Here is a 24,205-nt window from a genome sequence, read left to right as displayed (position 1 = left end):
TTTTTTCTGTCTAACAGCCTTTTTACTGCATCTCCATGTAGTTGACGCCTGTCTCCTTGTCAAAGAAATGCATCTTTGATGGCATAAACACGAAGTCTATCCTGTCTCCTATCTGGCTGATCTCATACTTGGACACCCGGGCCACTGCCTGGGCCCCGCCGAAGCCAAAATACAGGTTGTTCTCATTTCCCATGACCTCTGTGTCCGTGATGACCGCGTGGAGCCTGTTGCCGTCGTTGATGTCCATGTTCTGGGCGTCCATCTTGATGTCCTCTCCCCGGATGCCCAGGGTCATCTCCCCCTGGCGTCCCTTCAGCTTCTTCAGCGTGCCCTCCGAGAGGGTGATGGAGTTGCCGTCGGCAAATGTCGCCGTGCCGTCCTCCACGGTCACGTCAAAGAAGTTCATCTGGGGCGAACCGATAAATCCCGCCACGAACTGGTTCACCGGGTGGTCGTAGAGCTCCATGGGCTTTCCGACCTGCTGGATCACGCCCTCCTTCATGATGACGATCCGGTCCGCCATGGTCATGGCCTCCACCTGGTCGTGGGTGACGTAGATGGTGGTGGCTCCCAGCTCCCGGTGGATCTTGCTGATCTCTGTCCTCATGCTGACCCTGAGCTTGGCGTCCAGGTTGGAGAGGGGCTCGTCCATGAGGAACAGCTTCTGGTTCTTCACGATGGCCCTTCCGAGGGCCACCCTCTGGCGCTGGCCGCCGGAGAGGTTCTTGGGCTTGCGGTAGCGGTACTCCTCCAGGCCCAGCATCTCAATGGCCCAGTCCACCTTCTTCCTAATCTCATCCGCGGGCATTTTCATGTTCTTCAGGCCGTAGCCGATGTTCTTCTCCACCGTCATGTGGGGGTAGAGGGCATAGTTCTGGAACACCATGGCGATGCCCCTGTCCCTGGGCGCCACCTCGTTCATCTTTTTTCCGTCTATGAACAGCTCTCCCCCGGTGATCTCCTCAAAACCCGCGATCATGCGCAGGGTGGTGGACTTGCCGCAGCCGGAGGGGCCGACGAAGGCGATGAACTCCTTCTCCTCGATATTGAGATTTAAATTTTCCACTGTGTCCTTATCTGATCCGGGATATCTTTTACATACATTCTTAAATTCTATGAAACTCATCTTCTCTTATCCTTCCTTTGAACCTGTTGATGTCACACCCTCCACGATCTGTTTGGAGAACAGGGAGTAGATGATGATGACAGGGATTGTTACAAGCGTGATGACCGCCAGGGTCTGTCCCATTGTGGTGTTTTCATTGGACGTGATGGAGTTCAGACCGATCTGGGCTGTCAGCATGTCGCTGGATGTAAATACGAGCGCCGGCCACAGGTAGTCGTTCCACACATTCAGGAACGTGAATACGCTGACTGTCGCCACCACTGTCTTGGACATGGGGATGACCATGGTGAAGAAGTATTTCACAGGTCCGCAGAAGTCCAGCTGCGCCGCCTCGTACACGTCGTCCGGGAGGCTTACGAACACCTGCCGGAACAGGAAGATGTTGAAGGGGTTGACGATGGACGGCAGGATGTAGCCCAGGATCGTGTTCAAAAGTCCCGCTTTGGCGATGATCAGGAAGTGGATGGTGATGACCGTCTCTGTGGGCACGATCAGCAGCATCATGATGATCAAAAGCCACTGCTCCCGGAAGGGGAAATCGATCTTCGCCAGGGCGTACCCCGCAAGGCCGTTCACAATGATGCCAAGCACGATCAGGATGGCCGCGTAGAGGAGGGTGTTGCCCATATACCGCAGGAAACTGGTGTTTGTGATGATCTCTATGTAGTTGTCAAAGAAATTTCCGTCCAGCGCCGGCGGGATGAAGGCCGCGATGGAATTCATGTCCGCCGTGATTGCCGCGTCCGGCTTGAAGGAGTTGGCCAGCATCCAGATCACCGGGAACAGGAAGAAGATGGAAAGGACCAGCAGCACAGCTACCAGGATCCAGTTAATTCGCCTTTGCTTTTTTGATACCATGCTTTTTCTCCTCCTTGTCCTTAGTCAGTACATTCTGGATGATCGTGAGAATGACCACAAATACGGTGAATACGATAGCCATTGTGGACGCCAGGCCCATCTCCCAGTTCACGGTGCCGGTCTCGTAAATGTCGTACACGATGGTGTAGGTGGAGTGGTCCGGCCCGCCTCCTGTCATGACCATGGGCTGCACCAGCATGCGGAACGCGCCGATGGTGACCGTGATGAACACGAACACGCACAGGGGCTTCAGCTCCGGCAGGGTGATGTCCTTAAACTGCTGCCATGCGCTGGCGTGGTCCATCTCCGCCGCCTCGTAGAGGGCCGGGTTGATGTTCTGCAGGCCGCCCAGGAAGATGATCATCTGGTAGCCCACGCCCTGCCATACGCTCATGACGGCGATGGAGGGGAGCGCCTGGTCCGCGCTGTGGATAAAGGGCTGGGCGTCGATGCCGAAGTTGGCAAGCAGCGTGTTCAGGATGCCCTCCGGGCTGTAAATCTGCATCCACAGGGTGGAGACGACCGCCAGGGACATGACCACGGGCACGAAGAACGCCACCTTGAAGTATTTCTTGCAGTGGGCCGCCTTGTTGATGGCCAGCGCCAGCACCAGAGCCCCGATGCACTGGCAGGGCACGATGATGACGACAAATTTGACTGTGTTCAAAAAGGACTGTACAAAGAGCTCGTCCTTAAAAATATTGAAGTAGTTTTCCAGTCCCACAAAGTGGGTGAGCTCCGGGTTCAGCGCGAAGTAGTCGGTAAAGCTGAACACGAATGTGAGCGCCATCGGCAGAAAGAGAAAGATGGTCAGCAGCACGAGCGCGGGGCCGAAAAACGCCATTCCCAAAATTGAATTCTTCTTTTTCATTCCTTACTCCCTTGTATAACGTTCCAGTTTCTGATCGATCCGTTCCACCTGCTTATCCAGCTCGGTCCGGGCGTCCTTGCCTCCCAGGGCCACGCTCTCCAGTACCTCCTGGAAGGAAGTGCTCACCTGGGGGTAGACCGGCGTCTTCGGCCTTGGGTGCCCGTAGTTGGTGAGCTGCTCATACAGAGCATTGTAGTTTTCATCTGTCTGGAACACGTCGATGTTTTCAAATGCCTCGTAGGTGGACGGGAAGTTCTTCGTCATATCCCAGATGCGGATCCCGCTGTCCACGCCGCTCATCCACTTCACCAGCTCTGTGGCCGCGTCGATGTCCGTCGCCTCGGAGGAGGCAGCGAAGGCCCAGGAGCCCGTGGGCGTGTAGGTCCCGCCGTCCCAGTCGTCGCTGACCACATAGGGCGCCACGCCCAGGTTGAGATCCGGGTAGCTGGTGTACACGGTGTTGACCTCCCAGGCCCCGTCGAACTTGAAGGCCGCCCGCCCGCTCTCAAAGAGGTGGTCGATGGGGGCCTCGGACATGTAGCCATTTTCTACGACAGTCCGGAAGAACTCCATGGCCTCCTTAGTCTGGTCTGAGTTGAAATATCCGTCCACTGTCAGCCCGTCGTCGCTGACAAGCTCACCGCCGCCGGACCACACGAAGGGCGCGTAGTAGTAGATGCTCGTCTCGCCCACCGGGAAGGTCATATCCAGGCAGTACCCGTCCTTCTCCTCCATGAGGGGCTTCAACTCCTCCAGGATCTCGAGGAACTGGGACCAGGTCCAGGGATGGTCCGCATCCGGTATCTCGATGCCCGCCTCCTCGATGATGTCCTTGTTATAGTAGAAGCCCACGCTGGACTCCATGACTCCCAGGGCGTACAGCTCATCGTTTACTGTCCCCTGCTCGATGATGGAGGGCAGGTACTCGCTCTCCTCCTCCTCGGTCAGGTCCGCCAGGGGCTGGATGATCCCGTTGGCCGCGTAGGCCGAGATATTGGGCCCGTCCACAGTGAGCACGTCCGGCAGTCCCCCCGACATGACGGAGGCGTTGACTTTGTCCGAGTAGCCTCCCCCGCTGTCGTTCCTGGGCACGAACTCGATATCCGCGAAATACTGCCCGTCGTAGGCCTCGTTGAAGGTGTCCACAGACTCCTTGTAGGCCTGTCCCTCTTCTGTGTCCTCGATGGAGTGGACCCATATGGAGAGGTATTCCTCCCCCTCATCGTAGCCTGCCACCTCCCCCGGCTGCGGGTCTTTCTGCTGACAGCCGGTGAGGCAGGCCGCCGCCAGGACCGCTCCGGTCAGGCACAGCCTCCATTTCTTCATCACATCTCCTCCTTTATAAAACTCTTTTTGCGTGTAACCGTTTTAGTTACCGGTTAAGTAACCGGTTCCTTTAATAAAATCATATCCCTCTGAAAGCCGGATGTCAACAGAAAAATGGGGTTTCGTCGCTTCTGCCATTTTTTATCCCTCCAATTTGTGCACCTTTCACAAAACCGGTTTTGTTACCGGTTACTTTATTGATTATACGGTCTTTTTTCTGTTATACTACAAGCAGTATTTAAACCTGCTTCCTCCGGGGAGCCAAAGAAAAGGGGATCGGAAATCATATGAAAGCGAAAAAAGTGACATTTGCAGACATAGCGGCCTACACCGGCTTTTCCAAGACGACCATCTCCCGCTACTTCAACAACCCGGACTCCCTCACCCTGGAGAACCAGCAGAAGATCGCGGACGCCCTGGTGGCTCTTGACTACAAGGAGAACAAGGTGGGCAGGATCCTGGCCAGCGGCCAGACGGAGTTCGTTGGGGTCATCATCCCCAACCTGTACATGCACTACTACTCGGAGATGCTCAACCAGATCCTCTCCACCTACGAGACATACGGCTACAAGTTTCTCGTCTTCTCGGGAAATGACAAGGCTGACGTGGAGCGCAGATACATCGAGGAGCTACTGGCCTACAATATAGAGGGCATGATCATTTTAAGCCCCACTATCTCCTCCCGGGAGCTGGCCTCCTGCCACGTCCCTGTGGTGGGTATCGAGCGGGAGGACGAGTTCATATCCAGCGTCAACACGGACAACTACATGGGCGGCGTCCAGGCTGCCGGGCTCCTGCGAAAAAGCGGCTGCGACATCCTGATCCACGTAAATGCCAAAATGCCCGACTCCGTCCCCGCCTCCGGCCGTGTCCACGGCTTTGAGGACACCTGCCGGGATTATCACGTCCCCTACGAGCTCATCCTGACTCACATGGGAAATACGTTCGATGAAAACAAGGCAAAGGTGCTGGAGCTGATAGACTATATGGAGGAGAAATATCCCGCCCAGAAAAAAGGTGTCTTCATGCCCAACGACACTCATGCAAACGTGCTCCTCAACGCCCTCATGCAAAAATACGGAAAACTGCCGGACACCTACCAAATCATCGGCTTTGACAACTCTCCTATCTCGCGGGAGGCAGTCATCCCCATCAGCACAGTGGGACAGCAGGTCTCCGTCATTGCAGACCAGGCCATGGAGCTCCTGTCTGAGCAGATGGCAGAGCGGAAAAAGAGAAGACCGGCACCCCAGAGGGAACCGGTCCACAGGGTCATCCCCCCGGTGCTGATCCGCAGGGACACGACCATATAGAGCTGCCGTATAAGACGACTGCACAAAACGACTGTATAAAAGGGAGGCCCTGATGACTAATCATCAAAGGCCTCCTTCACTTTATCCATAAATCCCTTTTTCTTTTTCTTGTGGTTCTCCAGCTCCTCCGGTGTCTGGTTCAGCGTGTTGCCGGAGAGGGCATCAAACTGGCGCAGGGCTTCTTTGGCTTCCGCGCTCAGGTGCTCCGGTGTCTGGATGACCAGCGTCACATAGTGGTCGCCGCGGACCTGGGAATTGCGCACAGAGGGAACACCCTTTCCGCGCAGGCGGACCTTTGTGTCTGTCTTTGTGCCCGGCTTTACATTGTACACCACATCGCCGTCCACGGTCTTGATGCGGATGTCTCCGCCCAGAGCTGCCTGGGCAAAGGAGATGGGCACTGTGGAGAAGATATTCATATCCTGCCGCATAAAGATGGGGTGACGAGACACTGCCACCTCCACAAGCAGATCTCCTCTCGGGCCGCCGTTTACGCCGGGCTCTCCCTTCTCGCGGATGCGGACGCTCTGTCCGTTGTCAATACCCGCCGGGATGGACACAGCGATCTTCTTCTTGCTGGAAATATAGCCGGTTCCGCCGCAGTCCGGGCACTTGTCCTTGATGATCTGTCCGCTGCCGTGGCAGTCCGGACATGTCTGTACGTTCTGCACTGTGCCGAAGAAGGACTGCTGGGTGTAGACAACCTGGCCCTTGCCGCCGCATTTTGGACAGGTCTGGGGGGATGTACCCGGCTTGGCCCCTGTCCCGTTGCACTTCGGACAGGGATCCTTGAGGACAACCTCAATCTCCTTCTCGCAGCCAAACACAGCCTCCTCAAATGTGATGCGGACGCTCTTGCGGATGTTCATCCCCTTCATGGGACCCTGATTTGTCCTTCCTCCGCGCCGGCCTCCGCCGAACAGATCGCCGAAAATGTCTCCGAAGATATCACTGAAATCAGCGCCGCTGAAATCAAATCCTCCGAAGCCTCCGGCTCCGCCGGCGCCGCCCTCAAAGGCAGCATGGCCGAACTGGTCATACTGACGGCGCTTCTCCGGATCGCTCAGGACCGCGTAGGCCTCCGACGCCTCTTTAAATTTCTGCTCCGCCTCTTTATCTCCGGGATTCATATCAGGATGGTACTTTTTTGCCACCTTCCTGTATGCCTTTTTCAGAGTTGCCTCGTCCGCGTCCCTGCTGACGCCCAGCACCTCGTAGTAATCTCTCTTTGACTCTGCCATTCTCTATCAACCTTTCGTTTTATTCAGGGAAATGCCGTACATGCCCTCCACACGGGTGCAGTACATGTAGACAAAGTTCTGCGGGATCCGCAGGAAGTGGAACCCTCCACCCTTCGAATTCCGCAGAACGATTTTCCTTTGAAGTCTTACAAGGTTTTATCCTGGTTCAGGCCTGCCTGACAGCTCCGCCTGTCTCTTAGACTTCTTTGTAATCTCCGTCTACCACGTCATCGCTGCCGTAGCCCTCCGGGCCAGCTCCTGCTCCTGTGTCAGCGCCGGCTCCTGCTCCCGGGTTCGGGCCTGCGCCTGCATTTGCGCCTGCCTGCTCGTACATCTTGGCAAATACCTTCTGTGCGCTCTGCATCAGTTTGTCCTTGCCCGCCTTGATCTCAGCGATCTGCGCGTCGGATATATCTTCCATGTTTACTTTTTCCAGTAATTCCTTCAGAGCCTTGCAGTCAGCCTCAACAGCGGCCTTCTCGGAGGCGTCGATCTTGTCTCCCACTTCCTCGAGAGCCTTCTCTGTCTGGAATACGAAGGCGTCGGCGTCGTTCTTTGTGTCAATGCCCTCTTTGCGCTTCTTGTCCTGTGCCTCGAAGGCAGCCGCCTCTTTCACAGCCTTGTCGATATCCTCCTCGGACATGTTGGATCCGGCTGTGATGGTGATATGCTGCTCTTTTCCTGTTCCAAGATCCTTAGCGGAAACATTTACAATACCGTTTGCGTCGATGTCGAATGTAACCTCGATCTGCGGTATTCCACGGGGTGCCGGCGGGATGCCGTCCAGTCTGAACTGGCCGAGAGATTTGTTGTCCTTTGCGAACTGTCTCTCACCCTGTACTACGTTGATGTCAACGGCTGTCTGGTTGTCCGCAGCTGTGGAGAAGATCTGGCTCTTCTTTGTAGGAATAGTCGTGTTCCTCTCGATCAGCCTTGTAGCTACGCCGCCCATTGTCTCGATGGACAGTGACAGAGGTGTGACATCCAGAAGAAGGATATCGCCTGCGCCTGCGTCGCCTGCCAGCTTGCCGCCCTGGATGGAAGCCCCAAGTGCCACGCACTCGTCCGGGTTCAGGGATTTGCTGGGCTCCTTGCCTGTCAGCTGTTTTACCTTATCCTGTACAGCCGGGATACGTGTGGAACCGCCTACCAGCAGTACCTGGCCAAGCTCGGATGCTGTGATGCCCGCGTCAGAGAGAGCTCTCTGTACAGGCTCTGCTGTCTTCTCTACCAGGTCGTGTGTCAGCTCGTCGAATTTTGCCCTTGTCAGGTTCATATCAAAGTGCTTCGGTCCCTCTGCTGTTGCAGTGATGAACGGAAGGTTGATGTTTGTCGTTGTAGCGGAAGAAAGCTCCTTCTTAGCCTTCTCAGCAGCTTCCTTCAGTCTCTGGAGAGCCATCTTGTCTGTGGACAGATCCACGCCCTCCATCTTCTTGAACTCGGAGATCATGTAGTCTGTAACCTTCTGGTCAAAGTCGTCGCCGCCCAGCCTGTTGTTTCCGGCTGTGGAGAGAACCTCGATAACACCGTCGCCGATCTCGATGATAGACACATCGAAGGTACCGCCGCCCAGGTCGTATACCATGATCTTCTGCTCTTTCTCATTGTCAAGGCCGTATGCCAGCGCTGCCGCTGTAGGCTCGTTGATGATACGCTTTACATCAAGGCCGGCGATCTTTCCGGCATCCTTTGTGGCCTGGCGCTGTGCGTCGTTGAAGTATGCGGGAACTGTGATGACAGCCTCAGACACCTTCTCGCCAAGGTAGCCCTCTGCGTCCGCTTTCAGCTTCTGCAGGATCATGGCTGAAATCTCCTGGGGAGAATATTTCTTGCCGTCGATCTCTACCTTGTAGTCTGTTCCCATCTCTCTCTTGATGGAGGAGATCGTTCTCTCAGCGTTTGTGACTGCCTGACGCTTTGCGGGCTCGCCCACAAGACGCTCACCTGTCTTTGTAAAGGCAACTACAGAGGGTGTGGTTCTCGCGCCTTCTGTATTCGCGATAACTACCGGCTGTCCGCCTTCCATGACGGCTACACAGCTGTTTGTTGTACCTAAGTCAATACCTATGATTTTTCCCATGATGTAATTCCTCCTGTTATATTTTGATTTTTGATTGTTAGCTCTTTAGTTGGCCACCTTCACCATGCTGTGCCTCACGACACTGTCACGGTACATGTAGCCCTTCTGGAATTCCTCGGCTACTATATTTTCGCCTAAGCTCTCATCCTCCACATGCATCACTGCGTTGTGGAAGGCGGGATCGAACTCCTTGCCCACCGCCTCGATCGGCGTCACGCCGATCTCCTTCAGTGTGGTCATCATCTGTTTGTACACCTTATCCATGCCCTGCATGAAGGGGTGCTCCCTCTCCTCCTCTTTGACCGCGTCCAGGCCTCTCTCGAAGCTGTCCACGATGGGGAGGATCTTTTCTATGATATCTTTCGCACCAACCTCGTACATCTGGGATTTCTCCCTCTCCGTGCGCTTGCGGAAGTTATCAAACTCAGCCATCTGTCTTGTGAGCTTATCTGTAAGCTCCTCGATCTTCTCGTCTTTTTTGTCTTTCTTCTTTCTGCCAAAGAGCTTCTTCCCCTCGGTCTTTCCTTCCTCGGGGGAGGCCTCCTCTTCAGGCTCCTCCTGGCCCTCTGCCCCGGCTTTATCTTCCTTGTCTCCGTCCTCAACGGGGATCTCGCCGTCGCCCGGCTCCTCCTTGGCAGAGGCGGTCTTCTTAGCCTCCTCTACAGCCTCTTTAACCATCTCTTCCTGGCTTTTTTCCTGTTTTACTTCTTCCTGATTATTTTTATTTTCTTCCAAGGGTCCATCCACCTTTCTTATTCTTTATTATGGAAAATCGCATCCAGCTCGCCCTGCAGGTGCTTCAGCGATTTCAGTACATGCTCGTAATCCATCCGCTTCGGTCCGATAATTCCTATCGTTCCCTTCATGCCGTCCCCCAATTCATAGGTTGCGGTGACGACACTGCAGTCCTTCATGGTCTGCACCGGCGTCTCGTCTCCGATATACACCTGGATGCCTGTGTTGTCCTCCTGGGAAAGGGTCTGCGTGACCAGCTCCGTGAGCTGCTGCTTCTCCTCAAAGGCACTGATGATCTCCTGTGCGCTCTTCTTGTCACTGAGCTCCGGATATTTGAAAATATTCGTGGCTCCGCTTGTGTAGATCTGCATATCCTCGTCTACCTGGATAGCGTCCGCCACCGCGTCGAGCACATCGCTGATCACCGCGCTGTGGATGCCCGCCTGCTCCTTCAGCCTTGCTATCAGTCCCAGGTTGATCTCCTCAATGGACATACCGTTCAGCGTTGTGTTGAGCAGCATGTTCAGCTTCAGGAGATTTTCATTGCCAAGCGGCTCATCTACATTGATGATCTTGTTCTTTATGACGTTTCCTCCAAGCACGATCACCGCGATGATCTGCTCATCATCCACCTGGGAGAGCTGAATGAACTTCAGCTTGTTGGCGCTGTTCATGGGAGTAGAAACCATGGTCGCGTAGTTGGTGTTTGCCGCCAGCACTCTTGCGGCCTGCTTCAGGAGCTGATCCATCTTGTCTGCCTTATCCAGCATCTGCTCCTGCATCTCATTTAGCTCCTGTTCCTTCTCCTCCATCAGCATATCCACATATAAGCGGTATCCCTTGTCGGAAGGGATCCTTCCCGCTGATGTATGGGGCTGCAGGATATATCCCAGCTCTTCCAGATCCGCCATCTCATTGCGGATCGTCGCAGAACTCAAATTCAGGTCCGTGTATTTGGAAATGGTCCTGGAGCCCACGGGCTCACCTGTTTCCAGATAGTTCTGGATGATCGCATGAAGGATTTTCAGTTTTCTTTCACCCAGTCCATCTTTGGCCTGCATCCTTACTGCCTCCTTTTTGTATTGTTAGCACTCATTTGGTACGAGTGCTAATCTCTACGGTTACTAATGTATCACTATGGTTTTTATTTGTCAACAGGATTTATAAATTTTTTACAGTTTATGCGAAATTTGTGAAAATTTGATTTTTCTCTGCTATAATGGCCGTAAAGCAAAGCGGGGCATCCCCCCTCTTCACAGCGGAAAGGCCGGATAAGACATGGACAGGATCATTGATTATATAATAGGAAAAGAGGCGGATGGGCTCCGCGTGGAACAGTTTCTAAGGAGGAAGGGCTACTCCCGTCAGAACCTCTCCGCCATAAAAAGGATGCCCGAGAGCATCCTTGTGAACGGCGCGCCGCGCTATATGAACCAGCCCCTCCGGGAGGGGGATCTGCTGAGAGTGGGCATTCGCGAGACAGGCGTCTCCGAAAAGATCCCTCCCGTCCCTCTGCCGCTGGACATCGTGTACGAGGACGGGGACATCATCGTCGTCAACAAGCCCGCCGGCATGCCCATCCACCCCTCTGTCAACAACTACACCAACACCATGGCGAACGCCCTGGCCTGGTACTACAAAGAGCAGGGAAAGCCCTTCATCTTCCGCTGCTCCAACCGGCTGGACCGGGATACATCCGGCCTCACGGTGGTGGCCAAGCATCTGGTGAGCGCCGGGATCCTCTCCGCCATGACGGCGGACAAGACGCTGGGCCGGGAGTACCTGGCCATCGTCTCCGGCCATGTGACGCCCCCCGCCGGCACGGTCCGCGCCCCTCTGGCCCGCAGCGGCACATCCATCGTGGAGCGGAAGGTGGATTTTGAACACGGGGAGGAGGCTGTCACCCACTACGAGACCATAGGCCTCTGCGGCCCCCACAGCCTGGTACGCCTGAAGCTGGAGACGGGCCGCACCCACCAGATCCGGGTCCACATGCAGTACCTGGGCTATCCCCTCATCGGCGACTACCTCTACAACCCGGATATGAAGTACATCAGCCGACAGGCGCTCCACTCCCACCGTCTGTCCTTTCCCCACCCCATGACCGGGGAACCCATGGAATTTACAGCGCCCCTTCCGGAGGATATGAAAAGGGTCCTCCGGGTCACATCGTCCTCTCCAGCTTCACAAGGGTGATGATGAAAGCTGCCTGGCCGACGAAATAGGCCCCTGTCAGGACAAGGCCGGGGAGCGCAGCCACGCAGCCCGTAAAGAGGAGGGCCGCGATGCACAGGGCCACCGCCATGGACATGACCTTAAATCCGGCGGCCATGGCCGCGTTGGAGAGAGCCACGTTCCGCTCGTCCCGCTCCTCGATCTCCAGTTCTTTTGTCTTTTTCACAAACAGCTCACAGGCGCCGGTTGCGAGCAGGACAGTGCCGATCAGCGTGGTGCCCGCCGCCACCAGCTCCGGCCGGGGCACCGGAAGCAGCTCCGTTGCCCCCAGCCCGTAAGCCAGAAGCCCTCCCAGCAGCACGATCATGCCGACGACTGTGCAGGCAAGGGCGTATCTTCTGTTCCGCTTCTTTCTTTCACTTTCACTCATTTCGACTCCTCCTCATAGATAAAAATATCCTCGATCGCCAGGCCAAAGTATCTGGCAATCTTGAAGGCCAGCAGGATGGACGGATTATATCTTCCGTTCTCCAGGGAACCTATGGTCTGCCGCGACACCTCCAGGCTGGCAGCCAGCTCCTCCTGCCGGATGCCCCGCTCCTTCCGCAGTTCCTCCAGGCGGTTTTTCATATGTGATCACTCCCAGTTTTGGAAAGTTTACTTTCCATTTCTTATTCTGATTATAGCAAACAGGCAGAAAAATGTCAAGTCCGCTTTCCATTTTTGTCAAAATTGAACGGCCTGAACACCTCCAAAAACAAAGAGTTCCGTCTGCGGAGTATTTTATTGGACAGGGAACAAAATTTCCTATTCAACAAAAAAAGATTTCGGAGCTTTTCCCGTTCTCCGAAACCTTCTCTGTCCTATGATCTGGAATTGTTCTCTTCCGGTAGTTCTCTTCCAGCAGTTCTCTTCTAGCTGAGCTCGATCTTCGCGGCCTCCGCCGGTTTGAACTCGTTCTCCAGGTCGTAGATGTTGTGGCCCGTGGACTCGCCGAGGACCCGCCCCTCCAGGGAATAGCAGCGGATAAACCGCTTCGGCGCCACGCTGGACCAGTGCTCCACATCCCATGACATGTAGCCGTCCTCGTCGGATTTCTTCTCCTTCAGGTAGAGGTCTACCTGGCGTCCGTCCTGCATGATCTTGATGAGATCCCTGTAATCGCTGATCTCAACATCCTCTTTTTTTACTGTGTCGTAAATCTTCATTTTCTCTTCCTCCTGCCCTCCCGGGGCTTTCACTCTAACATTCAGTGTACGCTTTTCGCCGTGCAATGGCAAGAAAATTTTCTTTTTTATTCACTGTCATGGCTGGTGTAGCTTGCCACTACATCATCAAATGGTTAGACAGTGACGAATAACCGGTAACTGGCCTATGGACTGGTCCACCATCAAAAAAACGGAACAAAACACACCCCGGAGACTGCCTTCTCCGGGGTGTTCGTCCGTACTGCTATTGAATGATTATATCTTTTCTGCCTAAAGGCATTATAGCATATGCATTTTCCCGTTTCAATATACATTTTCAAAGATATACTGTCACTTTCTGCCGCACTCCCCGGCCGTTCCCCGCAGGATCCCCAGGCCGTGCTCCAGATGGGGCAGGAGGAATTCCAGCGCCTCCTCCACCGCCTTAGGACTTCCCGGCAGATTGATGATCAGCGTCTTCCCCCGGATGCCGGACACGGCCCGGCTGAACATGGCCCGGGGCGTGATGGTCATGGAGTAATTGCGGATGGCGTCCGCGATCCCGTTTGCCATCCGGTCACAGACGGCGGTCGTTGCCTCCGGCGTTAAGTCCCTCTCTGAAAATCCGGTGCCGCCGGTGGTGAAGATCACATCCATCTGCCGCTGGTCCGCCAGGCGGATGAGCTGGCTCTTTAAGGGCTCGGTGCCGTCCGAGAGGAGCAGCGTCTCTTTCACCTCGTAGCCGGCCTCCCTCGCCAGTTCGCAGATCTTCGGGCCGCTTTTGTCCTCCCGCTCCCCTTTGGCCCCCTTGTCGCTCAGGGTGATGACTGCTGCCGTGAAAGGCCGGTCCGGGGCCGGCGGCTCCACGTCCACCGCGTCCCCCCTGCGGATGCGCCCGCCTTTCACCACTTCTGTAAATACACCCTCCCGCGGCATGATGCAGTCGCCCATCGTTTTGTAGATCTCACAGTGGCTGTGGCACTCCTTCCCGATCTGGGTCAGCTCCAGGACAGCCTCCCCTATGTGAAAGCGGGTGCCCACCGGAAGGCGGCGGAGGTCAAACCCTTCCACGATCAGATTTTCCCCGAAAGCGCCAAAGTCCACCCGGGCGCCTCTCGCCCGGAAATCCTCGATCTTCTCAAAGGACAGAAGGCTCACCTGGCGGTGCCAGTCCCCGGCGTGGGCGTCGCCCTCGATGCCCCAGTTTTCCTTCAGGACCGCCTCTTCCACTTCCCCCTTCTTCGTACCTCTCTTTTCGCTGATGCAGATGCCAAGCAGTGTTCCCATCGTACCCCTCCTACTCTTCCCCGCAGGACCGATGCGCCCTGCACCGGGGATCCTTTTCAATCTCTATTTTGTCAAATTCGCAGCGCAGCCCGTCGTACTGCAGCATCGTCCCAAGAAGCAGCTCCCTCCTCCCAAGAAGGATCTTGAGCACTTCCGCCGCCTGCAGGCAGCCGATCACGCCGGCCACAGCCCCGAGGGCCGGGATCGGCGAAGGGCTTTTTCTCCGGTGATATCCAAGGCACTCCAGGCAGGCCGTCCTTCTGGAAATATCAAGCACATACCCGTAAAAGCCCTCTATGCCGGCCTCCACAAGAGGGATATCCCCGGAAAGGCAGGCTCTGCCGGCAAGGAGCCTGGCGTCAAGCAGATCCACGCAGTCTGCCACCACATCCGATCCGGCCAGTATCCGGCCTGCATTCTCCTCTGTCAGATAGCAGGCGTGCGCATCCACGCGGACATGCGGGTTGATCCGTGCCAGCTTCTCTGCCGCCGAATCTGCTTTCCGCCTCCCGATATCACTCTCCCCGTGTAGGAACTGCCGGTTCAGATTGGATACAGAGACGGTGTCCCCGTCCACCACCCGGATGGTCCCCACGCCGGCCTGCGCAAGATAAGTCAGGACAGGTGAGCCAAGGCCCCCGCAGCCGATCACAGTCACCACAGACTGCTCCAGTTTCCTCTGCCCCTCTTTTCCGATCTGCGGCATCAGGATCTGCCTGTCATATCTCCCGTCCATACACATCCTCCTCCATTCCTGATACAGCCCTCCTCTGCCTCTATACACGGATGATCTCCCCGATGCCCTCCGTGCCATACCCGCCGGCCTCCCGCACTCTTGCGCGGAACTGCTCTGACTGCAGGGCCCGGATGAAATCCCGGATAAAGGGCAGTGCCAGATTTTTCCTCTCAATGGCGAAATCATATTCCTCTTCCCCCACCTCGATAAAATCCAGATCCATCGCCTTTGCCGCTGCATAGATTCCCATGGCAGCATCCACACCGCTCTCTTTCACAAGCGCCGCGGCCGCCATATGAGTCGCCGCCTCCAACTCGTACCCGTCGATCTGCTCCGGGCGGATCCCCTCTTTTTTCAGCAGATGGTCCAAAAGCACCCGGGTGCCTGCCCCCCTCTGCCGGTTGGCATACCGGCAGCGCAGAAGGTCGCGGATACTCCGGATATCCGCCGGGTTTCCTTTCTTCACCATCAATCCCTGGATCCGGGTCACGCCTTTAATGAGAGCCATCTCCCTGTCCGGAAAGATCCGGCGCAGATAGGCGGTGTTGTAAACGCCGGTCTCCTCGTCCAGGAGGTGGGTAGGCGCGATGTGGGCCTCGCCCCGCTTCAGCGCCATCAGCCCTGCCATACTTCCCACATGGGTGCTGGACAGGTGTACGCCAGGCGACAGATCCGGCAGAAGATCCGCCAGGAAATCCATGATCATGTCGTGGCTCCCTATAGAGACGATAGTATGCCGGATCTCCTCCCGGGACCGCCACAATTCAACCGGCACCTTTTCTCCCGCTTCGTACCCCTCCAGATTTTGGCCGATCACGCACACGCCGTCCGCCCTGACCAGGCTGGTGGCTGCCGCCGCGCCTCTTACGAGGGGGGAGGCGATCAGCCTGCCGTCCACTTCACCCAGTTTTACCCGCACATATTCCCTGTGCTTCAGCGAAGAGACAAGGCGCCTGGAGACCACCGCCTCCTCCACCGGATGGTCTTCCGGTGCCGCGCCGGTAAAGAGCTCCATGACAGGCTTCACAAACGTCTCAAAATCAATATACGCCGACACCGGGTAACCCGGAAGGCCGATCACCGGTTTGTTGTCCACGACCGCCAGGATCACTGGTTTCCCCGGCTTGATGGCAACGCCGTGGATGAGGACCGTCCCCAGTTTCCGCAGGACATGGACGGTGTAATCCTCTGTGCCGGCGCTGGAGCCGGCGTTGACGATCACCATGTCATTGTCTGCCACCGCCCGTCTCACTGCCGCCAGGATCTTCTCATAGTCGTCCTCTACGATCGGGCTTACATCCGGCACCCCGCCATACTGCTGCACAAGTGCGGCGAACATGCCGGAATTGGAGTCAATGATCTGTCCCTCCCCCGGCTCCTGCCCCGGCGGGATCATCTCTGTCCCTGTCGGTATGATCCCCACCCTTGGCCGGGCGGTCACCTGCACATGGCAGATCCCTCCTCCCAGCAGGACGCCGATATCCACCGGCCTGATCCTGTGATGTCCCGGCAGGAGCATTTCACCGGCCACAATATCCTCCCCAATCGGGCGGATATGACTCCAAGGTGAGACCGCAGCAATAATCTGAACCGTATCCTCGTCTACCCCCAGAAGATCTTCTGCCATGATGACTGCATTATAGGGCTCCCGGACCGGATCCCCAGTATCCACCACCTTAAAATCCTTCCCTCTCTTCAGCGTGAGGGGATGCTCCTCGCTGGCTCCTGCCGTGCGTGCTGCGTTCACCATAATTCCGTCCATTGCAGACGCATTGAAAAGCGGCGAACACAAGACGGCGTGAACCGCCTCCGCTGTAATCCGTCCCAGGCTGTCCTGCACAGGTACCTCCTCTTTTCGAACCGACACACACTTCTTAATTTCTTTATTATATAGTTCTTTTGCTTCATCCACCGGCGTGGTGTGCAGATACAAATTCCTTTTTTCCATATGTCTGCTCCGTCCTCCTTCTAAATCAGGAATACGTCCACTGTCTCTCCCTTTTTCAAGCCTTCCTGATTTTCCGGGATCATGATATATCCATCCGCTTTTGTCAGGATGCTTATCAAACCTGATCTTCCAAACACAGGCACTGCCTTTCTCCTGCCATCTTCATCTCTTACAAGCTGGACCGTCTGACAGACAGCCCGCCCCGGTGCTGCAGGGATATTCACTGTCAGTTCCGCAGGAATCGGCCAGGACTTTTTCTGACCGCTTCTGTCTTCCCAAAGCCAGCCGATCAAAAGCTGAAACACGATCATAGCCGCAGAAGGATGACCCGGAAGTCCCAGAAGGATTGTCTCCGTCGACGCATCGTACCCCAGGATTGTGGGTTTTCCTGGCTTAAGGGCAAGTCCCTGGGTTAGAAGTTCCCCATCTGCAAGTTCGCCGATCACGGATGCCGTCTCATCTTTACGCCCCTTGGAACTCCCCCCAGACACCGCTACGATATCACTTTCCCTCATTGCTTCCCATATCGTTTCTTTCAGCAGATCCCTCTCGTCTTTCAGTACATGGCAGCCGCAGACCTCTAGTCCGGTCTTTTTCGCAACCGCCTGCAGGGCGTACGTATTGATATCCCGCACCTTTCCAGGGTTCATTTCCCCACCAGGCGGTATCAGTTCATCTCCTGTGGAGATGATGGTAATCTCCCAGGGCTTTACAACCTGGACCCTCTGTTTTCCCAGTGCCGCCAAAAGTCCGATTTCCTGGGGCCTCAGAACAGTCCCTTTCGCAAGGGCTACCCTGCCGGAGTGCAGGTCGTCACCTCTGTAGACAATATTTCCGCCGGAAGGCACGGATGCATACACTGCTATCTCCATATCTGAAAAAAGTTCGCAGTATTCCACCATGACAACGGCATCAGCACCCGGGGGAAGCATGCCGCCAGTTGGAATATACATACATTCTCCCGGCCCGATGCCGTGCGTTGGTGCACAGCCCATCTCCACTTCCCCGGTAACCTGCAGGATTGTGGGAAGGTTTTCCGATGCACCAGATGTATCGGCGCTCCTCACAGCATAGCCATCTACCGTTGACCGATCAAATCCAGGCACATCCTCCTCTGCATGCACATCCTCCGCCATTACTTTTCCGAGGGCATCTTCCACAGGAAGCTCCTGCACTTTCACTTCAAGCCCCTGTATGGCCTTTTTCAATTTCTCTCTGGCCTGAGCCACGGTATCTACCTGCAATAGTTTCATTTTTTATCACGCTTCCTTTTTCCATGTAATGAATGGTCTCACATAGCTGATGCACTGCTTCCAGCTGGTGGCTCACAATAATCCAGGTGATAGGCTCCTTTTTCTGTATTTCCCTGATCATCTCTATAAAAAGAGTCTCACTCTCCGTATCTAAATTAGAAAATGTCTCATCGATCATGACCAGTTTCGGCTGGAAGATCACAGCCCTCAGAAATGAGAGCTTCTGTCTCTCCCCGCTGGACAGAGATCTGGCGTACTGCCTCTTCTGCCCCAGAAGCCCCGCCTTCCTAAGGAGTTCATCTGTCTTATTCTCATCAGGATGGATATGCCGTATCTGCAAAGGATAGATGAGGTTTTTGTACACAGATGCGTCCATCAGGTAAGGTCGCTGAGACAGCATGGTGATTTCCCGAAAGCCAATCCCTTCGTAATCAATAATGCCACTGTCAGGTGTATAGATGCCCGCCAAAATCTTAAGAAGGACTGTTTTCCCGCAGCCATTTGGTCCGATGATTCCATGTATCCGACCTGGTTCTATATCAAGATGATCGATCTGAAGGCAGAAATTTCCAATTTTCTTTTCCAGGTCAGTAATTTTCATTTTCACTTTCCTCTCTCTGCAATATGTCGCAAATCCACTGAAGGATAAAAGCCATTACAAGAAGCAATATGCCCAACGCCACACCTTCTGTAAAGATTCCCTGGCTTTTCAGAAGGGAAATCGTTGTCGTCATGGTCCGGGTCCGGCCTCTGATGTTACCTCCCACGAGCATGACAGCCCCTACCTCACTAATGGAGCGACCGAACCCGGTCACCATGCAAAAATAGATTTCTCTTCTCAGCTCCCGGATAATGAGCCCGGTCGTCTGCCACCTTGTTGCTCCCATAGTCACCGCAAACTCACGGATGGAAGGGGCTGATCTTCTGAGGTACGAGTAGATCATGCCGCAGATGATAGGGGTGATGATCAGCGTCTGGGCAATCACCATCCCCTGTATCGTAAACAACAGCGACAGAGGACCAAGAGGTCCTCTTCGCATCAGTAACAGATATACGATCAACCCGACCACCACAGGCGGTGAGCCCATGAGCGTACGGTTGAGCCGGATCACGATCTTCTTTCCCGGAAACCGGAACCGTTCCAGCATAAGACCGAAGGTGATCCCCAGTACGGAAGCGATCCCGGTGGAGCAGACTGCCATTGTAAACGTCACTCTCACTGCGCTCAGTATATCCGGGTCCGAAACAACGCTTTTCAGCCACTCCAGCATTCTTCACTTCCTCCCTGCTCTATGCGTCTGTCCCTGCGTTCGGTGTAAACAGGGCCTGTCCATACTCCTCAACCCCGTATTCGCCGATCAGTTTCTGCACTTCATCCGAGCAGATCCACTCGATAAAGTCATTTGCGCCCTCATTGTTGACCTCCGGATATTTCTCCGGGTTGACAGCGATCACGCCGTACTGGTTCAGCAGGCTGTCATTGCCCTCACAGACGATATCCAGCTGATAGTCAAGGGTTGCATCCTGGCTCTGCTTCAGCCATGTGCCGCGGTCTGTCAGGCAGTACGCCTGCTGCTCGTCCGCCATGGTGATGGTCGCTCCCATGCCCTGTCCGGATTCCACATAGTTGGGGTCTGTCGTCGGGTCAAGCCCCAGCTCTTCCCAGATTCCTTTCTCTTTCTTGTCTGTGCCGGAGTCGTCGCCCCTGGAGACAAACGGCAGCTGATCGTTTATGATCTGCGTAAACACCGCGTTGATGTCATCTGTCTTCTCGATCGGCGAAGAGGGGCCTACCACGATAAAATCATTGTACATAACCGGAAATCTCTCGACACCGTATCCCTCTGCCACAAATTCCTCCTCGCTGGATTTGGCATGGACCAGGACAACGTCCACATCCCCGCTCTCACCCATGGCAAGCGCCTCACCGGTTCCGACAGCCGTCCACTCCAGATCCCAGCCTGTATCCTCCTTGAACAGGGGCTGCAGATAATCCAGAAGCCCGGTGTCCTCTGTGCTGGTGGTGGTCGCCATCATAAGCGTACCCTTGTCTTCCGGCGCCGCCTCCTCTGTCTGCTCCTCAGCCGCAGCGTCCGCCTCTTCGCTTTCCGCCGGCTCCTCCGACTGTCCGCCGCAGGCTGTCAGACCGATACACATTACTGTCACAAGAAAAGCTGCTGTCAACTTCTTCATAAAAATCTCCTCCTTTTCAGTCAGCTGTCTCTAAAATTTGCGCCATTTTTTCAAAAGAAAAATGGCCTCTGAAAAAGAAGACCACACAAAAGGAACCTGTTCTTTTTGCGGATATTCTTTTCAAACGCGGAAGGCATCTTCTTTTCAGGAGATACCCGTTGGCCTGCCCCCATGGTCTGTACCGGCTTTAGGCTGACAGGCTCGAATTCCTGCAAACTATATGAAATTGTATATATTGCCATCAGACTGCCGCCGGATCCTTGTCCCTCCTCTCCGTTGCTGTTTGGCTCCTACCCACCGATCCTGAACATATCCTTATGTTCAAATTCCGATGAATCGCCCGCTTCAAAATGGTGGCAGGCCGGCTTGCGGTAAATCGCCTTCTCCACAGCCTGGAGAAGTTCCCTGTCCGATGCGCCGCCCCGCACAAGAGCTCTCACATCCTCTCCGTCTGCATACTGCAGGCACGGCTTCAGAAAACCTTCCGCCGTCAGGCGGATCCGGTTGCATCCGGAACAGAATTTGTGGGAGATGGCGCTGATAAACCCGATCTTTCCTTCAAATCCGGCAAAGGAGACATACTGCGCCGGGCCGTTCCCGAAGTGACCGCTGCACGGCCTCTCCGGCCCGAATGCCTCCCGCAGACGCTCCAGCACATCTTCCTGGGAGCTGCCGCGGAAATCCCTGCCGAGCCCCACCGGCATCATCTCGATGAACCGGACGTCGATCGGCCTGTCTTTTGCGATCCCTGCCAGGCCGATCCACTGATTCTCGTTTATCCCCTTGAGGGGGACGCAGTTGATCTTTACTTTCAGCCCCGGGCAGGCTGCGGCTGCCTCCAGCCCCTCCAGCGCTGCTGCCAGACAGTCCCTCCTTGCCACAGACGCGTACATGGCGGGATCCAGGGTGTCCAGGCTGATGTTGACTGCATCCACGCCCGCCCCCACAAGGTCATGGACCTGCTCTTTTAAGAGGACGCCGTTTGTCGTGACCGTCACTTCCCTGATCCCGGAGACCGCTTTCACAGCGGCGGCAAGCCCCGCCAGGTTCTTTCTGACAAGGGGTTCCCCCCCTGTCAGTTTGATCCTGGTGATCCCGGCTGCTGCCGCCGCGCGCACGATCCTGACGATCTCGTCGTAAGTCAGGATATCCTGATGGGACACCTGCTCGATCCCACCCTCAGGCATGCAGTATATGCAGCGCAGGTTGCAGCGGTCCGTGACCGATACCCTCATGTAATTGATCTGTCTTCCGTACTGGTCTTTCATGCCGGTATCCCTCTTTCTGGCTCTCGCAAATCATTGCCCTTATTCAATCACTACCTCTATTTTACACGATTCCGTAGGTGTGCGCCATGGTATCTGTCATCTTTTTCTTTCTGCATGTAGGACAAAGTTCCTCTGGCTCTTCTCCCGCCCTTCCGGCTGCAAGTTCCATCTCCTCCCTGGTGCCTACAGGTGCGCCGCACTCGCGGCAGTGGACGATCTCAAAGGTCCGCCCCCACACTTCCCTCGTCTGTCCGTCATCCCTGTAGGAAATGGCGCCAGTCGGACAGATCGATGCGCAGCTTAAGCAGCCCACACAGTCTTTGGAGGGTTCATCATAGGGCGTGGAGATCTTCTTTGCAGTACCCCGAAGCACGGTGGAGATGGCTCCCGTCCCCAGCTTTGCACAGGCCCCCGCGCAGAGACCGCACATAATGCATTTCTCCCCGTCAATCTGTGCGAACCGGCTACCGTCCGCCGCGCCGTAAGCTTTGCACAGCGCGTCGATCACGCCGCTTTCCGGCGCTCTCTCCTTCAGGAGCATGAGCACCACGGCCCGGTCTTCTTTGACACGCTCGCTGTCGGTATAGACTTCACACGGCCGCTCCACCGGATACACGCAGGACACTACGATCTTGCTCCTGCCCTTTTCCACGACTTCCACCAGACACACCCTGCAGCAGGCCTGTCCGGAGATCGCGGGATGATGGCACAGTGTCGGGATGTAAAAACCATTCCTTCTTGCCACATCCAGCAGGAACTCGCCTTTTTCGCAGGTGCATTTTTTTCCGTTAATGGTAATCTCTATCATGCTTCCTGCCCCCTTCCCACTGCTTTTACCGCGTCAAACCTGCAGGCCTCTCTGCAGCTTCCGCAGGAAATACATTTTGAGGGATCGATCCTGTGCGGCATCTTCTTTTCTCCACTGATGGCTCCGGCCGGACATCCCTTTGCGCACATATCGCAGCCGATGCACTTCGCCTCATCGATCTCAAACCGGGTCAGATTCTTGCAGACGCCTGCTGGACATCTCTTTTCCCGGATATGGGCTTCATACTCATCCCGGAAATACTTGATCGTCGTGAGGATCGGGTTGGGCGCGCTCTTGCCAAGACTGCACAACGACGCGTCCTGCACAGCGTGGCCGATCCGCTCCAGCAGTTCAATGTCTCCTTCTCTTCCTCTGCCCTCGCAGATATCCGTCAGGATCTCCAGCATCCGCCGCAGGCCCTCCCTGCAGGGCGTACACTTGCCGCAGCTCTCCTCACAGAGGAAGTTTGTATAATACCTGGCCACTTCCACCATACAGCTCCTGTCATCCATAACGATCATGCCGCCGGATCCCATCATGGCGCCGTACTTTGCCAGAGAATCAAAATCCACCTTCAGATCCAGCATGCTCTCCGGAATGCAGCCGCCGGAAGGACCGCCTGTCTGGACCGCCTTAAAGGGCCGGTCCCCGATGATCCCGCCGCCGATATCAAAGATCAGATGCCGGAGCGATGTTCCCATGGGCACTTCCACAAGGCCGGTCCTTTTCACCTTTCCCACCAGGGCAAATACCTTGGTCCCCGTGCTCGTCTCTGTACCGATTTCGGCAAATTTCTTCCCTCCGTCCCGGATGATCAGCGGGATGTTGGCAAGCGTCTCCACATTGTTCAAAACTGTGGGCTGGTTCCAGAGCCCTTTCTGGACAGAGCGGATATACTTTGCCCGGGGTTCTCCTACCCTTCCCTCGACAGATGCCATGAGAGCCGTGGATTCTCCGCAGACAAAGGCTCCTCCTCCGCGGACTACCGACAAATGCAGTCTCTTTGACGAACCCATGACGGATTTCCCGATGATCCCCCGCGCTTCTGCGTCTTCCAGCGCTTTTTTCACATGCTTCACTGCCAGGTCATATTCATCGCGGATATAGAAAAAGCCTTCTTCCGCCCCAATGGCAATGGCCGCGATGGCCAGGCCCTCGATCACCGCATGGGGATCGCCTTCCAGGATCGACCGGTCCATGAATGCGCCCGGGTCTCCCTCGTCGCCGTTGCAGGCCACATACTTGGGGAAGTTATCATAGGAAGCCGCTGTGCGCCACTTCCTTCCGGCAGGGAATCCGGCGCCGCCCCGTCCCCGGAGCCCGGACTCTTCCACTTCCGCGATCACTTCGTCCGGCGTCATCTGCAGGGCTTTTCGCAAGGCCTCATAACCGCCCAGTTCCAGGTAATCCTCAATATTCTCCGGATCGATCTTTCCGATATGGCGGAGAGCCAGTTTCTGCTGATGTGCGTAGAAGGGATTTTCCTCCTGGGAGCGGACCCGGTTTCCCTCATTATCTTTATACATGAGCCTTGGGATCTCCTGGTCTTCCAGCACACTCTTCTCCAGGATTTCCGGCACATCTTTTGGTTTTACTTTATAGTAGACCAGATTATCCGGCATGATCTTCACGATCGGACCGTTTTCGCAGAAGCCGTTGCATCCCGTCGTCTTGATCTGCGGGATCACATCGGCGTCTGCGCCGCTTTTTTCTATTTCACTGCGGAAGGCATCTACCACGTTCATACTGCCGTTTGCCCGGCACCCGGTGCCGCAGCAGATCAATATCTGTTTCTTCATA

23 protein-coding genes and 1 riboswitch are annotated in these 24,205 nt (G+C 55.5%); of the genes, 2 read left to right on the top strand and 21 right to left on the bottom strand.

Annotation, left to right across the window (positions count from 1 at the left end; genetic code table 11):
* Positions 1-22: 22 nt before the first annotated feature.
* The 4 genes from H7U36_RS08260 to H7U36_RS08245 are packed head-to-tail and all read right to left on the bottom strand — an operon-like array spanning position 23 to position 4,181.
* A complete protein-coding gene (locus tag H7U36_RS08260; protein WP_205155997.1) occupies positions 23-1,126 on the bottom strand; it encodes an ABC transporter ATP-binding protein in 1,104 nt (367 codons plus the stop codon).
* A gap of 6 nt (positions 1,127-1,132) precedes the next feature.
* A complete protein-coding gene (locus tag H7U36_RS08255) occupies positions 1,133-1,984 on the bottom strand; it encodes a carbohydrate ABC transporter permease (protein ID WP_087173129.1) in 852 nt (283 codons plus the stop codon).
* Positions 1,956-2,855: a carbohydrate ABC transporter permease gene (locus H7U36_RS08250; protein WP_087173128.1), complete on the bottom strand. Its 900-nt coding sequence runs from the start codon at positions 2,853-2,855 to the stop codon at positions 1,956-1,958. Before H7U36_RS08250 ends, H7U36_RS08255 begins: the two co-directional genes overlap by 29 nt.
* A gap of 3 nt (positions 2,856-2,858) precedes the next feature.
* A complete protein-coding gene (locus H7U36_RS08245) occupies positions 2,859-4,181 on the bottom strand; it encodes an ABC transporter substrate-binding protein (protein WP_205155996.1) in 1,323 nt (440 codons plus the stop codon).
* A gap of 287 nt (positions 4,182-4,468) precedes the next feature.
* On the opposite strand from H7U36_RS08245, the gene H7U36_RS08240 reads away from it, so the two are divergent.
* Positions 4,469-5,494 (top strand): LacI family DNA-binding transcriptional regulator, encoded by a 1,026-nt coding sequence (locus H7U36_RS08240; protein ID WP_205155995.1) that lies wholly within the window; start codon positions 4,469-4,471, stop codon positions 5,492-5,494.
* 56 nt (positions 5,495-5,550) lie between these two features.
* On the opposite strand, the gene dnaJ is transcribed toward H7U36_RS08240, so the two are convergent.
* The 4 genes from dnaJ to hrcA form a co-directional block, all read right to left on the bottom strand.
* Positions 5,551-6,735 carry a molecular chaperone DnaJ gene (gene dnaJ, locus H7U36_RS08235; protein ID WP_205155994.1) on the bottom strand — a complete coding sequence of 395 codons (1,185 nt, stop codon included), beginning with the start codon at positions 6,733-6,735 and terminating at the stop codon, positions 5,551-5,553.
* Between the two features lie 196 nt (positions 6,736-6,931).
* Positions 6,932-8,815 carry a molecular chaperone DnaK gene (gene dnaK, locus H7U36_RS08230; protein WP_205148828.1) on the bottom strand — a complete coding sequence of 628 codons (1,884 nt, stop codon included), beginning with the start codon at positions 8,813-8,815 and terminating at the stop codon, positions 6,932-6,934.
* A gap of 45 nt (positions 8,816-8,860) precedes the next feature.
* Positions 8,861-9,493: a nucleotide exchange factor GrpE gene (gene grpE, locus H7U36_RS08225; RefSeq protein ID WP_205148836.1), complete on the bottom strand. Its 633-nt coding sequence runs from the start codon at positions 9,491-9,493 to the stop codon at positions 8,861-8,863.
* 74 nt (positions 9,494-9,567) lie between these two features.
* The gene (hrcA, locus tag H7U36_RS08220) at positions 9,568-10,611 is read right to left on the bottom strand and encodes a heat-inducible transcriptional repressor HrcA (RefSeq protein WP_033126589.1); all 1,044 of its coding nucleotides are present in this window, start codon (positions 10,609-10,611) and stop codon (positions 9,568-9,570) included.
* Between the two features lie 217 nt (positions 10,612-10,828).
* Between hrcA and H7U36_RS08215 the strand changes: the two genes are divergently transcribed.
* Entirely contained in the window at positions 10,829-11,746 is a 918-nt protein-coding gene (locus H7U36_RS08215; protein WP_205148826.1) for an RluA family pseudouridine synthase, read from the top strand.
* On the opposite strand, the gene H7U36_RS08210 is transcribed toward H7U36_RS08215, so the two are convergent.
* The 13 genes from H7U36_RS08210 to H7U36_RS08150 all read right to left on the bottom strand — a co-directional run bounded on the left by H7U36_RS08210 (position 11,715) and on the right by H7U36_RS08150 (position 24,204).
* The gene (locus H7U36_RS08210; RefSeq protein ID WP_191428193.1) at positions 11,715-12,155 is read right to left on the bottom strand and encodes a hypothetical protein; all 441 of its coding nucleotides are present in this window, start codon (positions 12,153-12,155) and stop codon (positions 11,715-11,717) included. The genes H7U36_RS08215 and H7U36_RS08210 overlap by 32 nt on opposite strands.
* On the bottom strand, positions 12,152-12,355 hold the full coding sequence (locus H7U36_RS08205; protein WP_191428192.1) for a type II toxin-antitoxin system RelB family anti-toxin: 204 nt from the start codon (positions 12,353-12,355) through the stop codon (positions 12,152-12,154). The genes H7U36_RS08210 and H7U36_RS08205 overlap by 4 nt, the downstream gene beginning before the upstream one ends.
* Positions 12,356-12,639: 284 nt before the next feature.
* Positions 12,640-12,933: a hypothetical protein gene (locus H7U36_RS08200; RefSeq protein WP_191428191.1), complete on the bottom strand. Its 294-nt coding sequence runs from the start codon at positions 12,931-12,933 to the stop codon at positions 12,640-12,642.
* 330 nt (positions 12,934-13,263) lie between these two features.
* On the bottom strand, positions 13,264-14,199 hold the full coding sequence (locus H7U36_RS08195) for an MOSC domain-containing protein (protein ID WP_191428190.1): 936 nt from the start codon (positions 14,197-14,199) through the stop codon (positions 13,264-13,266).
* A 10-nt stretch (positions 14,200-14,209) separates the two neighbouring features.
* Positions 14,210-14,935 carry a HesA/MoeB/ThiF family protein gene (locus tag H7U36_RS08190; protein ID WP_191428189.1) on the bottom strand — a complete coding sequence of 242 codons (726 nt, stop codon included), beginning with the start codon at positions 14,933-14,935 and terminating at the stop codon, positions 14,210-14,212.
* 40 nt (positions 14,936-14,975) lie between these two features.
* Complete coding sequence (locus tag H7U36_RS08185) at positions 14,976-16,883, bottom strand: molybdopterin biosynthesis protein (RefSeq protein WP_205155993.1); 1,908 nt, start codon at positions 16,881-16,883, stop codon at positions 14,976-14,978.
* A gap of 20 nt (positions 16,884-16,903) precedes the next feature.
* Positions 16,904-18,112 (bottom strand): molybdopterin molybdotransferase MoeA, encoded by a 1,209-nt coding sequence (locus H7U36_RS08180; RefSeq protein ID WP_330637066.1) that lies wholly within the window; start codon positions 18,110-18,112, stop codon positions 16,904-16,906.
* The gene (locus H7U36_RS08175; protein ID WP_081958080.1) at positions 18,066-18,737 is read right to left on the bottom strand and encodes an ATP-binding cassette domain-containing protein; all 672 of its coding nucleotides are present in this window, start codon (positions 18,735-18,737) and stop codon (positions 18,066-18,068) included. The genes H7U36_RS08180 and H7U36_RS08175 overlap by 47 nt, the downstream gene beginning before the upstream one ends.
* On the bottom strand, positions 18,724-19,407 hold the full coding sequence (locus tag H7U36_RS08170) for an ABC transporter permease (RefSeq protein ID WP_191428185.1): 684 nt from the start codon (positions 19,405-19,407) through the stop codon (positions 18,724-18,726). The genes H7U36_RS08175 and H7U36_RS08170 overlap by 14 nt, the downstream gene beginning before the upstream one ends.
* Before the next feature lie 19 nt (positions 19,408-19,426).
* Complete coding sequence (locus tag H7U36_RS08165; RefSeq protein WP_191494009.1) at positions 19,427-20,329, bottom strand: ABC transporter substrate-binding protein; 903 nt, start codon at positions 20,327-20,329, stop codon at positions 19,427-19,429.
* 97 nt (positions 20,330-20,426) lie between these two features.
* Positions 20,427-20,548, bottom strand: a riboswitch (molybdenum cofactor riboswitch).
* A 71-nt stretch (positions 20,549-20,619) separates the two neighbouring features.
* Positions 20,620-21,597, bottom strand: coding sequence for a GTP 3',8-cyclase MoaA (gene moaA, locus H7U36_RS08160; RefSeq protein WP_191494008.1), 978 nt, complete (start codon positions 21,595-21,597; stop codon positions 20,620-20,622).
* A 61-nt stretch (positions 21,598-21,658) separates the two neighbouring features.
* Positions 21,659-22,405, bottom strand: a complete 747-nt coding sequence (locus tag H7U36_RS08155; protein ID WP_205155992.1) for a 2Fe-2S iron-sulfur cluster-binding protein — start codon at positions 22,403-22,405, stop codon at positions 21,659-21,661.
* Entirely contained in the window at positions 22,402-24,204 is a 1,803-nt protein-coding gene (locus H7U36_RS08150) for an NADH-ubiquinone oxidoreductase-F iron-sulfur binding region domain-containing protein (RefSeq protein ID WP_205155991.1), read from the bottom strand. Before H7U36_RS08150 ends, H7U36_RS08155 begins: the two co-directional genes overlap by 4 nt.
* Position 24,205: the final 1 nt, after the last annotated feature.

Source organism: Faecalicatena fissicatena, assembly GCF_016900595.1.
Classification (GTDB): domain Bacteria; phylum Bacillota; class Clostridia; order Lachnospirales; family Lachnospiraceae; genus Claveliimonas; species Claveliimonas intestinigallinarum.
Note: the sequence above shows the minus strand (reverse complement) of the source record. Positions and strands in the feature narration are given on the sequence as shown.